At 62.5% G+C, this 16,252-nt stretch carries 11 protein-coding genes; 8 read left to right on the top strand and 3 right to left on the bottom strand.

Going from position 1 to position 16,252, the window contains the following annotated elements; genetic code table 11:
• Positions 1-5: 5 nt before the first annotated feature.
• The 3 genes from malF to yejK all read right to left on the bottom strand — a co-directional run bounded on the left by malF (position 6) and on the right by yejK (position 4,372).
• Positions 6-1,658: a maltose ABC transporter permease MalF gene (gene malF, locus AACQ95_RS07555; protein WP_241278218.1), complete on the bottom strand. Its 1,653-nt coding sequence runs from the start codon at positions 1,656-1,658 to the stop codon at positions 6-8.
• 75 nt (positions 1,659-1,733) lie between these two features.
• Positions 1,734-2,915, bottom strand: coding sequence for a maltose/maltodextrin ABC transporter substrate-binding protein MalE (gene malE / locus AACQ95_RS07560; RefSeq protein ID WP_098984415.1), 1,182 nt, complete (start codon positions 2,913-2,915; stop codon positions 1,734-1,736).
• A 395-nt stretch (positions 2,916-3,310) separates the two neighbouring features.
• Positions 3,311-4,372: a nucleoid-associated protein YejK gene (gene yejK, locus AACQ95_RS07565; protein WP_043136962.1), complete on the bottom strand. Its 1,062-nt coding sequence runs from the start codon at positions 4,370-4,372 to the stop codon at positions 3,311-3,313.
• A gap of 73 nt (positions 4,373-4,445) precedes the next feature.
• On the opposite strand from yejK, the gene AACQ95_RS07570 reads away from it, so the two are divergent.
• The 8 genes from AACQ95_RS07570 (at position 4,446) to eco (ending at position 16,242) form a co-directional block, all read left to right on the top strand.
• A complete protein-coding gene (locus AACQ95_RS07570) occupies positions 4,446-4,673 on the top strand; it encodes a YejL family protein (RefSeq protein ID WP_042034515.1) in 228 nt (75 codons plus the stop codon).
• Positions 4,674-4,716: 43 nt separating this feature from the next.
• Entirely contained in the window at positions 4,717-6,567 is a 1,851-nt protein-coding gene (locus tag AACQ95_RS07575) for a DUF3413 domain-containing protein (protein ID WP_241278219.1), read from the top strand.
• 307 nt (positions 6,568-6,874) lie between these two features.
• Positions 6,875-9,037 carry a TonB-dependent hemoglobin/transferrin/lactoferrin family receptor gene (locus AACQ95_RS07580; RefSeq protein ID WP_241278220.1) on the top strand — a complete coding sequence of 721 codons (2,163 nt, stop codon included), beginning with the start codon at positions 6,875-6,877 and terminating at the stop codon, positions 9,035-9,037.
• Positions 9,037-11,115, top strand: coding sequence for a prolyl oligopeptidase family serine peptidase (locus AACQ95_RS07585; protein WP_241278221.1), 2,079 nt, complete (start codon positions 9,037-9,039; stop codon positions 11,113-11,115). The genes AACQ95_RS07580 and AACQ95_RS07585 overlap by 1 nt, the downstream gene beginning before the upstream one ends.
• Before the next feature lie 32 nt (positions 11,116-11,147).
• Entirely contained in the window at positions 11,148-13,559 is a 2,412-nt protein-coding gene (locus AACQ95_RS07590) for a proprotein convertase P-domain-containing protein (protein ID WP_241278222.1), read from the top strand.
• Positions 13,560-13,615: 56 nt separating this feature from the next.
• Positions 13,616-14,986, top strand: coding sequence for an Lcl domain-containing protein (locus tag AACQ95_RS07595; protein ID WP_241278223.1), 1,371 nt, complete (start codon positions 13,616-13,618; stop codon positions 14,984-14,986).
• Positions 14,983-15,540: an Lcl C-terminal domain-containing protein gene (locus tag AACQ95_RS07600; protein ID WP_241278224.1), complete on the top strand. Its 558-nt coding sequence runs from the start codon at positions 14,983-14,985 to the stop codon at positions 15,538-15,540. The genes AACQ95_RS07595 and AACQ95_RS07600 overlap by 4 nt, the downstream gene beginning before the upstream one ends.
• Before the next feature lie 219 nt (positions 15,541-15,759).
• Entirely contained in the window at positions 15,760-16,242 is a 483-nt protein-coding gene (eco, locus tag AACQ95_RS07605; protein WP_043557129.1) for a serine protease inhibitor ecotin, read from the top strand.
• Positions 16,243-16,252 lie beyond the last annotated feature (10 nt).

Raw genomic sequence — 16,252 nt, forward strand, 5'->3', positions numbered from 1 at the left:
CCTCCTTACTGTTGCTTGTCGGCTTTGGACAATTTCAGGTTGAGCAGTGCAAGCGCGCCGACGATCAGGAAGATGGCGGTGGCGATGGCACTGGCCAGACCGTAGTCCTGACCACCCGAGCCCTGGAACGCGATCCGGTAGGTGTAGTTCACCAACAGATCCGTGGTCCCGGCCGGGGTACTGGCGCCTATGATGTCCGGTGCCCCGTTGGTCAACAACTGTATGAGTACGAAGTTGTTGAAGTTGAAGGCAAAGGATGCGATCAGCAGCGGCGTGAGCGGCTTCATCAAGAGCGGAACCGTGATCTTGAAGAAGTTCTGCACCGGACCCGCACCGTCCATGGCGGACGCCTCATAGAGATCTTCCGGGATGGCTTTGAGCAGGCCCATGCAGAGGATCATCATGTAGGGATAGCCGAGCCAGGTGTTGACGATGAGGATCATCACCTTGGCCAGGAAGGGGGTGGTGTACCAGTCCGGCTTGATGCCGAACGCCGCTTCCAGGAACAGGTTGATCTCGCCGAAGTTCTGGTTGAACAAACCCTTGAACACCAGGATGGAGATGAAAGCAGGTATCGCGTAGGGCAGGATCAGCATGACCCGGTAGAAACCGCGACCTCTGAGCTGCTCCCACTGCACCAGGCACGCCATCACCATGCCGATGGCCAGGGTGAAGGCCACTGAACCGGCGGAGAAGATCACGGTCCAGACGAAGATCTGCATGAAGGGACCCTGGATACCCGGGTCTGTCATGATGCGCACGAAGTTTTTCCACCCCACGCTCACCACGAAACCGGGGGCCATGCCCTTGCCGACAAACTGTCCCTGCTCGTCGATGTATTGATAGAAGCCGGTGTCGCCGTTGGGCAGCATCAGCTCGCCGGTCTGGGTGTCGCGCAGCAGGTTGCTGTCCTTGATCACCACGCCGGACTTGAGCACGGCGCCATCCATCAGACGGGTGTATTGCTGCTTCTGGGCGGCAAACTTGCGCAGGCTGCTCAGGGTCAAGTGGGTGCCGCCATCCGGCAGGACCAGATCCAGGTCACTCAGGTGAGTACGATGCTCAACGATGGCACGGATCGGGGCGGCCTTGCTGGCCGCTTCGCCAGTGAAGGGCTGCAGTTCGACCACTTGCTGGGTGCTTTGCACTCGGCCCTCACGGGTCGCCAGCTCACGCGCCTTGTTGTTCATCAGGGAAACAGGTTGACTGATAAAGGATTGGTCGTCCTGTTTCAGCAGCAGCTGAAACTGATTGTCCTCACCACCCAGCAGGGTGAAATCGAACTCACCGCCCGCCACCTTGTAGCTTTTTTTCAGATGGTAATCCCGCGCCTGCTCGAGGGAGAGCAAGTTGGATCCCGAATAGTTGGTGAAGGCGATGCCGATCGTGTAGGCAAGAGGGAAGATGATAAACACAACCATGCCAGCCACACCGGGGAAGATATAGCGGTGGGCATAGGTCTTCTTGTTCATGAAGACATACAGACCGACGGAGACCACCACCAGATCGAGCAGAGCGAATACCCACTCACCGCTGGCGTACATCATCACGGCCGCATAACCGTTGAGGATGGCTACCAGAGCAGCGATGGTCCACTTAAGCCAGGTGTGCTTATCCTTCGGACCGGCATAGGATTCAATAGAAGGTACTACTTCCATGCCAATTAACCTTTATAACGCCAAGAGAGATTTGAGAGAGTGGGAGGCCATTGCGGCCTCCCGGGTAGTGCATGCTTACTGAACGATACGCTTGGCAGCGGTATCCAGGGCTTCGTCAACGCTCTGACGGCCGGAGGTCACGTTCTTGAGGGCAGTTTCGAAGGAAGACCAGAAACGGCTCATCTCAGGCACGGACGGCATAGGCTCGCCATTCTGGGCGTTTTGCATGGTGGCCTTGATGTGCGGATCGGATTCCAGGGTCTTCTGGAAGGACTTCAGTGCCACGGCGCCCAGCGGTTTGTCGGCGTTCACCGGAGCCAGACCGGCGTCGGTCAGCAGGTAGTTTTCCAGGAACTCGATGGCCAGATCCTTGTTCGGGCTGGCGGCGTTGATGGTGGCACCCAATACGCCAACGAAGGCTTTGGCCGGCTTGCCGTTCAGGGTCGGCAGCGGCGCTACGCCGTACTTGATGCCGCTCTTGTCCAGGTTGCTCCAGGCCCAGGGACCGTTGATCATCATGGCCACTTCGCCCTTGTTGAACTTGGCGTCCATCACACCGTAGTCGATGCCTTTTTCCAGGTGACCGGATTTGATCATCTCTGAGATGTAGCCCACACCGGCCTTGGCGCCTGCGTTGTTCACGCCGGTGTCTTTCACGTCATAACCGGTAGCGGTTTTCTTGAAGGCGTAGCCACCGTTGGCAGCCACCAGCGGATAGCTGAAATAGGGGGTGTCATAGGCCCACATGATGGCGCGCTTGCCGTTCTTCTTCAGAGTCTCGTCAATCTTGGCGATCTCTTCGAAGGTCTTCGGCGGCTCAGGCAGCAGATCCTTGTTGTAAATCAGGCTGACGGCTTCCACCGCAACCGGGTAACCGTAGGTCTTGCCATCGACTGCCATGGCATCCCAGGCGAACTGTTCAAACTTGGCTTTGGTGGCTGCATTCGGGGTCACGGGGACCAGCAGACCGGCCTTGACCCACTCACCGTAACGGTCGTGAGCCCAGAAGAAGATGTCCGGACCGTTGCCGGTGGCAGCGGCTTGCTGGAATTTCACTTCCACCTGATCAGGGTGAGCAACCGTCACCTTGATGCCGGTTTCGGCTTCAAACTTCTTGCCGACTTCAGCCAGACCATTGTATCCCTTGTCACCGTTAATCCAGATGGTCAGTTGACCTTCGTCAATGGCGGCGGTGGCAGAGCAAGCCACGCCCAGAGTAGCCAGACCGATCAGGGATGACAGCAATTTCTTTTTCATGAGCCTTTCCTTGTATTAGTTCCGCGCTGTAAGAGCATTGTGTGCGAGATGAATATTATCCCAAGCCGTCACCGCCTCACATGACGCAACTCGCATTTTTGAAATGCAATTACGTATTTTCTTCCAGAAAGTTCTGAAAACATTTTCTTATTTCAGGGGGTTATCGCCATTTATTGGCATATTCCTCGCCAAAAATGGAAATTAAATTACCAAATGGAAATAAAAAAACACGAATGAAAGGGTTTTCACCTCATTGAAAACCCTTTCATGGTGGTTATTCTGTTTAATTTGTTAACAAAGCACCGAGTTGGTTTCGATGCGACTTACCCCCTTAAATAAAAAGACACCGCAGCGAAGTGCGGTGTCTTTTTGCCAAAAGTGGAAAGCAGATCACATTACGACTGGCGCAGCAGCTGATCCTTGAGATTGGGCGGCACGCCACGAATGGTCAGGGTGTCGGTCTGGGGATCATAAAACACCCGGCTGTTCAGCAACTTCTGCTCGAAGCTCAGGGTCAGGCCACCGCCGGATCCGACGAACTTGGTCAGGCCGCGCAGGGTGGAGCGATCGGCGGGGAAGCGATCTTCCAGCTCATACTCCTGGCCGATGAAGCTGTAAAAATCGAGGTCGCCCTCGCCCGCTTCTTTTGCAGAGAGTTCGGCGGAGAGCTCCTTGATTTCGATCTCTTCACCGGCGCTGGCCTGCTCGGTGCAATATTTGAAGACCTGCTTCTTGTAGTCGTTTCGCTCGGCCGGCTCCAGCTGACGGCTGTCGCAATAATCGTCCACCGCCTGCAGCAAGCCCTTATTTTGCACCTTGGCATCCATCCCCTCGCGGGCACCCAGCAGATCCATGAAGAAGTCGCCCAGTTTGCGACCGACCCGCCCCTTGCTGAAGGTGATATATCGGCGAGAATCCGGCTGGGTTTTCCATTCGGTCAGATCGATACGGGCCACCAGATTGAGTTTGCCGATATCCAGATAATGGATATGGCGCAAGTCCAGCGCCTCGCTGACGGTGACGCTCTCCTTGCCTTCCAGCAGGGCAAGCATCAGGTAATCGACCCCGACGTAGTTGTATTTGGCAAACAGCAGCACCCCCTGCTCATCGAGGGCGTGATCCACCAGGTTTTTCACCAGCAGCTGGGTCATGTTGACCGAAAAGGGCACGAATTCGGTCTGTTCGCCGAGCAGTTGCTCGAGGGCGATGCGAAAGGCGGGAGAAGGCTGCTTGGGGGCGTCCTCACCGTCGGCCAGCTCGGCGACGGCGGCTTCGGGGTCGGCAAAGAAGCCGAAGCCCTTGCCACCCTTGCCGTTGTAAATGCGATGCAGCTCCGCCATCAGCCCCTGTACCGCCTCATCGGCAGGCAGGGTCTGGCTGCGGGTGTCGGCGTGAGGTTGACCATCGCCGCCCTGGCGCAGGGAGTGAAGAATGATCTTGTCGATATCGAGACTCATGTCACAAAGCCATAGTGTTAGCCGAAAGGGTGAAGTATTATAAGGCGCTTTGAACCGAGATGAACCCAAGATTATGCCCATCGTATCAAAGTACACAAACCAGCAATTTGATGACCTGATGAATGACCTGATCACTGTACTGGAGAAGCACAAAGCGCCAGTCGACCTCAGCCTGATGGTGCTGGGTAACGTGACAACCAATATCATCAACGGCATGGCCCCGGCACAACGCCAGGCGATCACTGAAAAATTTGTCCAGGCACTGACTTCCTCGGTCGACAATCGCCACGACGCACACTGAATCGCCGCTTTTTTTTGACGTTTCTCAAAGCAGATGGATCACTATGGTCGAAACCGGCAACCCCTATCGTGATAATGTCTCTCGCCTGATCACCTGGGGGCATTGGTTCTCCTTCTTCAACATCATACTGGCCATGCTGATTGCCACCCGCTATCTGGGGGCGATCAGCTGGCCGTCGACCACGCTCGGCGTGACCTATCTCATCATCAGCTGGATAGGTCACTTCTCGTTTCTGAGCTTTGTCACCTACCTGTTGACGGTATTTCCGCTGAGCTTCGTGCTGCCCAAAGAGAAGGCGCTGCGCTTCATTTCGGCCATCATAGCCACCCTGGCGCTGGTGCTGCTGCTCATCGACACCCAGGTGTTCCAGCTGTTCAAGTTCCACCTGAACGGTCAGGTGTGGCAGCTGCTGCTGGATCAGGCCCAGACCGAGGAGGGCTCGATCTGGAGCATCATCTTCGTGGCTGTGCCGACCATCTTCCTGCTGCAACTGCTGCTGTCGGCCTATGTGTGGCGCAAGATCAACAAGCGCAAACGCCGCCAGTACGGCAATCAGGTGGGGCTGGCCCTGCTGGTCTGCTTCATTCTGACCCACGTGGTCAACAGCTGGGCCGATGCCACCCTGTATCAGCCCATCACAATGCAGCGCGCCAACTTCCCGCTCTCCTACCCCATGACTGCCAAGAGCTTCCTGGCCAAGCACGGCTGGCTGGATCTGGATCAGTACGAGAAGAAGGCCGAATCCCAGGACGGCGACAGCGCGAGCCGCTTGCGCTACCCGCTGCGACCGCTCAGCGTCAATGCCCCCGTCGAGCACAAGAATCTGCTGATCGTGGTGGTGGACTCGCTGCGGGCCGACATGCTCAACAATATCAACATGCCCAATCTGCAGCGCTATGCGGATCAGCACCTCAACTTCCGTAACCACATGAGTGGCGGCAACGATGATGTGATGGGGATGTTCAGCCTCTTCTATGGCCTGCCCGGCCACTATTACGACGACATTCGCAACGACAAGACGCCGCCGGTATTGTTCGACGAGATGCTGCGCCAGGACTACCAGTTCGGCCTGTTCGGCGCGCTGGAAGATGCCCAGAAGTACCGTCAGAGCATTCTCTCCGGCCTGCGCAAGCAGGTGTTCGTCTCCGAGCAGACCGATGACACCCAGCTGATCGGCGACTGGCAGCAGTGGCTCGCCAAGCGCTCGCCGGACCGGCCCTGGTTCTCGCTGGTCTATCTGTCGAGCCCGGGTGACTACCAGCTGCCGGCCAACGTGAAGGGGCCCTTCCAGCCGGAGCTCACCAAGTTCAATCCGGCCACCGCCTATCAGGCCGAGAATCTGGTGAAGCTGGAGAACCGCTACAAGAATGCGGTCTTCTATACCGACCAGTTGCTGGAACAGATGCTGGCCCAGCTGCAACAGCAGGGGCTCGGTGAGCAGACCATCGTCGTGGTCACCTCCAACCACGGTCAGGAGTTCAACGAGACCCAGAACAACAGCTGGGGCTATGGCACCAACTACTCGCCCTATCAGGTGCAGGTGCCGTTCGTGCTGGCCTGGCCCGGCAACGACACCCTGCCGACGAGCCCGGTGAGCAGCCACCTGGATCTGGTGCCGACCCTGATGCAGAGCATGCTGGGAGTGCGCAATGCGCCGCGGGACTACAGCATAGGCCGCAACCTGTTCGACACCAGCCCGCGCAACTGGCTGCTGGCGGGGGATCAGCGCGACTTTGCCATCTATCAGGGCAACACCATCACCCACTTCAACAAGCAGGGTGACTTCGAGCTGCTGGAGCGAAACAGCTACCGTCCCATCAAGCACGGCACCCCCGACATGGGCGTCATGATCCAGGTGATGAACGAGCTGAACCGCTTCTATCGCGCCCCCTGATAGCCGCCTCCTGCCCCTTGAAAACCCGCTCCTGCAGCGGGTTTTTTTATTGCCGATATCGCCTTGGCATGAACTGCAGTCCCCTCCGCCAACACCTTGCCACCCTCCCCCGTTTCATCCCCTGTCAGCCCGCCTTGCGCCCTGCGGGCGCAAACGTTGGCCCGTGTTGCTACTGATGCCTTCATCAAAAAATGCAGTCTGATCAGGATCATAAAAACAAAATGATAATGATTATCAATCGTTGATCTGGCTGTACCTCTCTGCAATAATCCGCGGCCTTCAGGCTCAAATAATAATTATTCTCAACATGAAAACACTGCTTCACTACTGGCCCATGCTGCTGTCCGGTACAGCGCTGGCCGCCGGCGATCCCGCCGGAATAGACACCTCCGGCACCACCCAGCCCAAGGCGCGCGAGACCATAGTCGTCAAGGGTCAGCGGGTCGAACAGAAACTGTCCGACATCTCCGGCTCCATCACAGTCATCACCGAAGAGGACTTGGAGCGCCAAATCGCCACCGAGCTCACAGACGTGTTCAAGAACGAGCCCGGCGTCTCTGTGACCGGCTCGGCGGGCCGGCCGCAGAACATCAGCATCCGCGGCATCGGCGGCAACCGGGTGCTGATCATCAAGGACGGGGTCAGGGTCAGCGACGGCTTCGGCGCCGACGACCTCAACGACAAGGTGGGCCGTTTCAGCTTCGATCTCGATGACGTCAAGCAGATCGAGGTGGCCAAGGGGGCCGGCTCCGCCCTGCACGGCTCGGACGCCATCGGCGGCACCGTGGTCATCACCACCAAGCAGCCGGAAGATTACCTGCAGGGGCAGGATGCCTACCTCAGCAGCAAGGTGCTGCACGACGGCAGCAGCGATAAGCAGAAACTGAGCGCCACCGGCGCCGCCCGCTGGGGCGAGAGCGCCCACCTGCTGCGCCTCTCCGGCTGGCAGGGACACGAGACCGCCAACTACGACCAGAGCCGCATCCCGGCGGATCTCGATGGCCTCAGCGCCTCCACCAGCTCCAGCCTGACCCTCAATGAACAGCATCTGCTGCGCCTCGAGCTCGACTACTTCGAAGACAATGCCAAGCGGGATCAGGGGCCGCGCGAAATTCCCCAGCCCGACGGCAAGTGGCAGGTGCGCCAGTATCGCGAGAACGGCACCCAGCGCTCCCAGGGCGGCAAGCTGAGCTGGGAGGCGCAGGATCTCGGCCACCCGCTGGCCGACCGTTTTACCTGGAACCTGCACGGCAACTACGCCAAGAACACCGCCAACAAGCGCAGCCTGCTGCAAAATGACGAGCTGAGCGGCTACCCCCGCTATCGCAGCGAGCGGGAGCTGGCCACCTTCACCGAACACCTGATCGGCAGCGAGCTGGATATCCGCCGTGATCTGGTCACCGGTGCCATCGAGCACAAGCTGAGCTACGGCATCGAGCTGGCGCGCACCCGGCACGAGCGACCGGTGGAAAAACTGATGCTGGAAGCCGGCATTCCCCAGCCCACCCAGTCCGCTCCCTTCAGCAGCGCCCGCACCGATCGGGCCGGCATCTGGCTGGGTGACGTGGCGACCCTGGGCCAGTGGCAGTTCACCCCGACCCTGCGCATGGATCAGCAGTGGCTGAGCCCGCAGGATGGCCGGGGCGAGAGCAACCACAGCTGGCATATTTCGCCGAGCCTGGCCACCAGCTACCGCTTCAACGAGCAGTGGCGCAGCTGGCTGAGCTACGCCAACGGCTTCAGCGCCCCCTCCTACGACAAGGTGTACGGCAACATTCCCCACTACTTTGCCCTGCCGCCGTTCGAGATCATCGCCAACCCTAACCTCAAGGAGGAGACCAGCCACAGCTTCGAGTGGGGGGTGAGCGGCGAAGGGGATGAGTGGAGCATCAAGCCGGCCCTGTTCTACAACCGCTACTACAACTTCGTCGACTGGCGTCAGGTGGGCTTTCGCCTGAGCGACGGAGTCATGCTGCGTCAATACCGCAACGTCGCCAAGTCCGAAACCTGGGGCGCCGAGATCGCCGCCAGCTACTGGCTGACCCAGCAGTGGGAGCTGGCCACCAAGCTGGGCTGGGTCGACGGCAAGACCAGCCAGGGCGAATCGCCGCGCAACCTCACGCCGCTCGAGGGCAACACCCGCCTCAGCTATCAGGCCAACGACTGGAGCCTGGGGCTGCAGGCCGACTACGCCGCCGCCATGAGCCGGGTGCCCAGCTGTGGCAACAGCCTGACACAGCAGCAGGGCGAGTGCCTGAAAACCGCAGGCTGGCTCAGCTTCGCCCTGACCGCCGACTGGCAGATCACCGACGCCCTCAAGGCCAACCTCAAGCTCGACAACCTGCTCGACACCCGCTACACCCGCTATCAGGACGTCGCCGGGCTGGAAGCAGGCACGGATGCGGGCCTCTACACCCAGACGGGCCGCTCCCTGAGCGCCAGCCTGCGCTACACCTTTGTGGGGCTCTGATGCACGCACTCCTGATGCTGGCCAGCCTGCTGGCCAATCCGGCGCCCGCCCAGCCTGTCGCCCTTGCACCTGCCGATACCCAGAGCCAGGCCGTCGCCACCTCGGCGCCGCTCGTGGCCCCGCTTATTCCTCACCGCCCGCTGCCGATGTCGGGAGAGCGGGCCCGGCTCGATCCCTATGGCGGCTGGCGCGACGACAGCCGTCAGGATCCCGCCCTGCTGGCCCTGCTGGGCGAGCAGAACCGCTGGACCGAGCAGCAGCTCGCCGCGCAGCGACCGCTGGAGCAGGCGCTGCAGGCCGAGTGGCAGGCACAAACGCGCGGCGAGTCCATGCCGCAAGAGTGGCTGCGCGAGGCGGGCAGCCAGTGGCGGATGGAAGCCGACGGCAGCCTGTGGCAGCGAGACGGCGAGCAGGCTGAGCCCCGCCAACGGCTGGCAGCCCGCCAGCCGGCCAGCGGCTACTACGAGCTCGCCAGCTGGGCCCTGTACCCGAACGGGCGCTGGCTGGCGCTGGCCGAAGATCTGCGCGGCGATCGGGACTACCGCATCACCTTGCTCGATCTGGCCGATGGCAAGACTCTCGCTACTCTGGCGCACCGAGCCGCCGATCTGCTCTGGAGCCTGGATGGCAAGACCCTCTACACCCTTGCCAACGAGCGCCGCACCTTGCGCCCCTGGCAGCTGTGGGCCTGGCAGGATGGCAAGGAGCGGCTAGTACACCAGGAGGCCGATCCCGCCTGGCTGCTCAGCCTCTATCGCACCACGGACAGGCGCCACCTGCTGCTGCAGAGCAACAACCACGACAGCTCGGAGCAGTACCTGCTGGACGAGGGGACACCCTCTCTGCTCAAGGCCCGTCAGGCCGGGCTCGAGTACTACCTGGATACCCAGGGGGAGCGGGTGCTCATCAAGAGCAACAAAGATGGTGCCCTCGGCCTTTATCAGGTGACCAGTCTGACACAGGTGGCCGAGGGCCGCTGGCAACCACTCTGGTCCGGCGAGGACAAGAGTCTCGAGAAGTGGCGCCTGTTTGCCGGCTACACGGTGCTACAGTATCGCCATCACGGGGATGACTGGCTCGATGTGCTGGATGGCCGCGGCCGGCTCAGCCATCGTCTGCTGCTGACCGAGGGGGCCGGCACGGCCTGGATCCAGGGCGCCCACGACCCCGCCAGCGGGCAGATCCTGATCCGCCGCCAGGGCATGGCCGAGCCGCCGCACCAGCGCCTGCTCGATCTCGCCAGCGGCCGCTGGCTGCCGGACACCCGGGCCGTCCTCCCTTCCCCCTACCAGAGCGAGCGCCGCTGGGTAGTGGGCAAGGATGGTGTCAAGGTGCCGGTCTCCCTGGTATGGCGCAAGGACATCCACACTCCCAAGGCGCTGCTGCTCTACGGCTATGGCGCCTACGGTACCCCCATGCGCCCCTACTACCAGCCGCAGGTGCTGAGCCTGCTGGATCGCGGCTTCGTCTACGCCATCGCCCACGTGCGTGGCGGCGGCATGCTGGGGGATGCGTGGTATCTGGCGGGGCGTGGTCGCCACAAGCAGCACAGCGTGGACGACTTCCTGACCGTGGCCAATACGCTGGCCCGGGATCCCGCCATCGACCCCGCCCGGCTGTTTGCCATGGGCGGCAGCGCCGGTGGCCTGCTGGTGGCGGCGGCCCTTAACCAGGCACCAACCCGCTTCGCCGGAGCCGTGTTGCAGGTGCCCTTCGTCGATCTCATCGGCACCATGAGCGATCCCGAACTGCCGCTCACCCGTCAGGAGTACGCCGAGTGGGGCAACCCGGCCATCCCCGCCGACTATGCCGCCATGCGCCGCCTGAGCCCTTACGACAACCTGCACGCGGCCCCTTATCCCCCCGTCTATGTGACGGCCGGACTGCACGACAGCCAGGTGCCCTACTGGGAGCCGCTCAAGTGGGTCGCCCGGTTGCGGGAGCACAGCACAGGCACGGGCCCCTATCTGCTGAGCACGGCCCTCGACAGCGGCCACCAGGCCAGCGCCGGCACGGCGCGCCAGCAGGCGGCCCGCGAGTATGCCTTCCTGCTCACCCTGGCGGGTGTCAGCCAGTGATCCCTTTTCTCATTTTTGTGTTGGAGTAAACCATGAAACCCTCTTCCCTGGCCCTCTGGCTGGCGACCTTGCTCTCCCAGCCTCTGCTGGCGGCCGAGCTGCAGTTTGTCGATGAACAACCGCTGACCACGACGCCACAGCAGTGGCTCGAACAGCGCCTCGGCGTCACGCTCGCCCCCGACTACGACAGGGCCAGCCTGCTCGGCCATCACTACAGCTTCCGCCAGCTGGTCAACGGCCTGCCGGTGGCCACCATCCAGGCCGCCGTCAGTGTCGATCTGGCCGGCAAGCCCTGGCGCCTCTATCACAACAGCCGCCCCCTGCAGAGCAGTGAGCCCGGCTGCGATGCCAGCGGCAACCTGGATCCCTTGCTCGGCCAGTTGCGCGATGCGGGCAACGAGATCGACACGCTGGGCGCGGTCGAGGCCTGGTACTGGCGCGACGGCGACACCCTGGTGCCCGCCCTGCGCCAGCGGGTGCGCGAGCACCAGGCGGGCAACGCCAAGGCCAGCTATGTGCAGCTGTTCGCCAGTTGCGACGGCAGCCGAGAGCTGGGCCGCTGGATGGATGCGGCCAGCACCCGGGCCAGCCGCACCGCCGACGCCGGCGACACCCAGGTGGAAGCACGCGTGTTCGACCCGGATCCCCGCACCCAGTTGCAAGACGCCAGCCTGGTCTGGCACGACGAGCTGGTACTGGCGGACGCCGCCTATCAGGACAAGGTGGCGCTGCCGGTCACCCTGGCGGGCGGCCACTATCTGCTGAGCGGCCCTCACGCTCGGGTGGTGGATGCCATGGAGCCCGATACGGCCCCCTTCAGCGGCGACACCCCGCATGCGTTTCGGCTGACCCGGGACGATCGGGGCTTCGCCGACATCAACGCCTATTACCATCTGGACTTGGCCCAGCGCCACCTCAAGAAGCTGGGCTTTAGCGGGCTCATCCCGGGGGCCCTCGACATAGACACAGAGGCCGGCTATCAGGACAACTCCCTCTACGATCCGTTCGAGCGCCGGCTGGAGCTGGGTCGCAGCGGCGTGCCCGATGCCGAGGATCCCATGGTGATCTGGCACGAGTTCGGCCACGCAGTGCAACACCACATAGTGCCTGATCTCGGGGACGAGGCGGACTGGGGCGCCATCGGCGAAGGTTTCAGCGACTACCTGGCCGCCAGCCACCGCCAGCGCAGCGAGGCGGGTCGCCAGTTCGAACCGGCCATGGTGTTCAACTGGGATGCCCGTTTCACCGACCGCACCCCGCGCCAGCTGGACGATCTGCGGGCCCGCTACCACCCGGACTACAGCTATCCGGCCCACCGCACCATCAACGGCAGCAACGGCGATCAGTTGTGGGGCACACCGCTGTTCCAGGCCCTGCTGGCGTCGGTGACCGAGCATGGCGAAGGGGCCCGGGACGAGTTTGACCGCGTCATCATCGAATCCCACTTCGGGCTGGGCCCTGCCATTCGCATGCCGCAACTGGCCCGCATCACTGTGGACACGGCGGCGCGGCTCTACCCGGCCCGTCACTACGCCAGCCATCTGGAGCAGGCCTTCCGCCAGCACGGCCTCTTGCTGGCGCCGGTCAATATCGCCCTGGCCGAGGGCAGCGCCATCGAGCTGGGGCAGCGTCAATCCGTGCAACTGACCCTCACCAACCAGGGCCCGGCGCCTGTGACCCTCAATGAGCTGACCCTGACCCTGCCCGCCGGGCTGCAGGCCGATCCCTATCAGTGGCAAGCCACCACACTGGCGGTGGGTGCCAGCACCACCACCACGCTGCGGCTGCTGGCCCAGAGCCCGCTGGCCTGCGGCGATGAGGTGAGCCTGCCGGTGAGCCTCGCCATGACGGGGACCAGCCCGACCGAGCGCCAGTGGCAGCAACCACTGAGCCTGCCCATAGGCACGCCCATCATCAGCCGCGCCACTGGTCAGCCGCTGCTCCTCAACGATGCCCAGAGCGAGGAGGTGCGCGGCTTGAGCCAAGCCAGCCTGTTGCTGGAGCAGAGCAGTGCCAAGGTGAGTGAGCAGCTGCAACTGAGCCTGGATCTGCAACACGATGCCCTGGATGAGCTGGAGATCTGGCTCAACTCCCCCTCCGGCACCCGCATCCAGATCTGGGACAAGGGCTACAGCCCCTTGCCACGGCTGAAGGGGCTCTTCCCCACCGAGCTGCAGTCCCTGCAACCCTTCACCCCCTTGCTGGGAGAGCCGCTGGCCGGCAGATGGACGCTGGAAGTGGTGGACAGCAAACCCGGGCACCAGGGCCGCATCAATGGCTGGAGCATCAGCCAGCGCATCGGCGCCCAGTGTGGTGAACCGGTCGCCCCGCCGGATGACGGCATCATCCATTTCAACGTTTCCGACAGCAGCGGCGGTGGCGCCGCCAACCTGCTCTGGCTGCTGCCGCTGGCAGTCTGGCGCCGCCTTCGCAGGCGCGGCTGAGTAACCCACCCATATATAAGAAGAAGGGGCCCAAAGCCCCTTCCCAAGGACAAGAGATGAACCCAACCTATTCCCGTCTGGCCTGCCTGCTGGCCCCCCTGCTCACCGCCTGCGGTGGCGGTGGCTCGGATGAGGCACCGCTGGCGGCGCCAGCCTATACCCTGAACGTCAATCTGCCCGAAAGTGGCACCCTGTGCGTCAATCTCAACCAGAACACCAGTTGTGATGAGGGGGAGCCCGGCGTCAGCGGCGTGGCCGGTGCCCGTCAGCTGAGCGGCACCTCCCCCGCCCTGCTGACCAGTCCGCTGCTGTTCCTGCCAACCAATCCGGCGGCGCCGACGCTGCTGCATCCGGCCGCCCGACTGGATGGCCAGACTCTGACTCCCAGCCTGCTCAGCACCCTGCTGCAAAGCCGCATCGCCGAGGGACATCCCCCCAAACAGGCACTCGACCAGATGCTGAGCGCGCTGGCACCGCTGCAACCGGGTCAGGGGCTGGCCGCCCTGTCGCAACTGGCCGACTTCAACCTGGCGCTGGGGCAACTGCTGCAGGCGGTGATCGATGCCGATCCAGGAATATCGGACCTTTCGCCCGTCCTCGTGCAAGCCGTGGTGTGGCCGGCCCTCGGCAGCCTGCTGCCCGAGCTGGCCAGCCACTTCGCCCAGCACGGCGAGCTGACCAGCCTGCAGGAGAGCGTCTCCCGCCTGCTGCAACAGCAATACTCCCATCCCCTGGTCACCGGCAGCGGCGTCACTACCTACACGGATGGCGTCGACTACCTGCTCACCGAGGAGCCCGCCGACCACCCGGGCCAGGAGGCCAGCCTGAACAAGGCCCCCCTGCGCTATCGCAAGCTGGATGGCAAGGGCCAGCCCCTGCCGGATGACGCCCCCGTCTGGGAGTGTGTGGAGGATCTCACTACCCGCCTCATCTGGGAGAAAAAGCAGGATGATGGGAAAAGCCCCCGCGATCTGCACCGCACCTTCGCCTGGGAGCTTGGCGACTATCACCCCACCCAGGAGGAGCGCGACTACGCCTGCCCGCAAGGCGAGGCCATCTGTACCACGGAGCAGTATCGCCAGTGGCTCAACGCCCAGCAGCTGTGCGGCATCACCAGCTGGCGCATGCCCCACTCGCGCGAGCTGATGAGCCTGCAACACTACGGCTCGCTCGCCCGCCAGTATGGCCAGCTGGTCACCCTGGATGTGCGCTACTTCCCCGATGTCGGCACCACGACCAAGGATTTCAGCGGCTACTACTGGAGCCAGACCCTGACCCCGTCCCGTCGGCTGGAGAGCGCCCCCCTGAGCGCCATCGCCCATATCTTCCTCGGCGATGACGCCGGCACCGACTACGCCACCACAGTTCAAAACAGCGATGATGCCAACGGTCTGCAACTGCGACTGGTGGCGGAGGTAACCCGATGAACCGATTGATGTTGACCCTGCTGCTGACCCTCGGCAGCCCCCTCGCCCTGGCCACCGCCATCTGCGATGACACCATGCCCAGAACCAGCCCCACCGCCCGCTTCATCGATCGCGGCAACGGCACAGTCACGGACAGGAGCACGGGCCTGACCTGGATGCGCTGCCAGCTCGGCCAGACCTGGCGCGACCAGAGCTGCAGCGGCGAGCCGACCCGGCTTTACTGGCAGCAGGCCCTGCTGACGGCAGAGCGGATCCGCACCGAGCCCAGCCATGCCCTGTACGGCTTTGGCGGCTACCGGGATTGGCGCCTGCCCACCATCAAGGAGCTGACCAGCGTGCTGGAGTCCGCCTGCTACAAGCCTGCGCTGAACGAAACCATATTCCCCCGCGCCATGGCCGGGGAAGGGAAAGAGGTCAACGACGGTTACGTCTATCTCTGGTCCTCGACCCCGGTGCCGGCCAGCAAGAGCGTCGCCTATCTGGATATCACCAGTGGCGCCGTTGGCATGCGGGCGCCTGGCGCCTGGGCCAAGCAGCTGCTCCTGGTACGCTGAGTGCGCAGGGGTGGCCGGGGGTACTGCTGAAAACAGGATCCGCTTCCGGCCACCCCAGCCCCTTGCCGGTGAGGCGTACAAGGAGTGTGCGCCCTGTCAGAAAACAGCCAGAACACGTCATCCTGTGCCGGATCCGGCATGATTTGCACCGCAGATCGCTGGCATGAAACGGGCAGAGCGGTTAGTCTAGCGGCGTTGAACCAACCCCATGAGGTACAGATGAAAACCGTATTGCGTTTTAGCCTGCTGGGCGCCTTGTTGCTGGGCGGCCATGCCTTCGCCGCCGAACCGAAAAAATTTGATATCAGCATGTTCCCGGCCGCCGAAGTAAACCAGGAACGTGTCGTGATCCGCCTGCCGGAAGTCGAGAACGAAGCCGACATGATGGTCGAGCTGCAGGTCGGCAAGAAAATGATGGTCGATTGCAATGTGCCGCGCTTCGCGGGCAATCTGGAGCAGCACAGCGTCAAGGGCTGGGGCTACAACTACCTGATGCTCGGCAAGGTGTCCGATCCCATCAGCACCCTGATGGCCTGCCCGGATGGCCAGAAGAAAGAGACCTTCGTCCAGATCTACGGTCAGGGCTTCTTCGTGAACTACAACTCCAAGCTGCCGTTCGTGCTCTACGTCCCGCAGGAGTATGAAGTGCGCTACCGTCTGTGGCGTGCCGACAACCTGGCCCAGCCGGCCATGATAGAGTAAGTCTCCATCG

This window comes from Aeromonas sp. MR19, assembly GCF_963899305.1.
Classification (GTDB): Bacteria; Pseudomonadota; Gammaproteobacteria; order Enterobacterales; family Aeromonadaceae; genus Aeromonas; species Aeromonas bestiarum.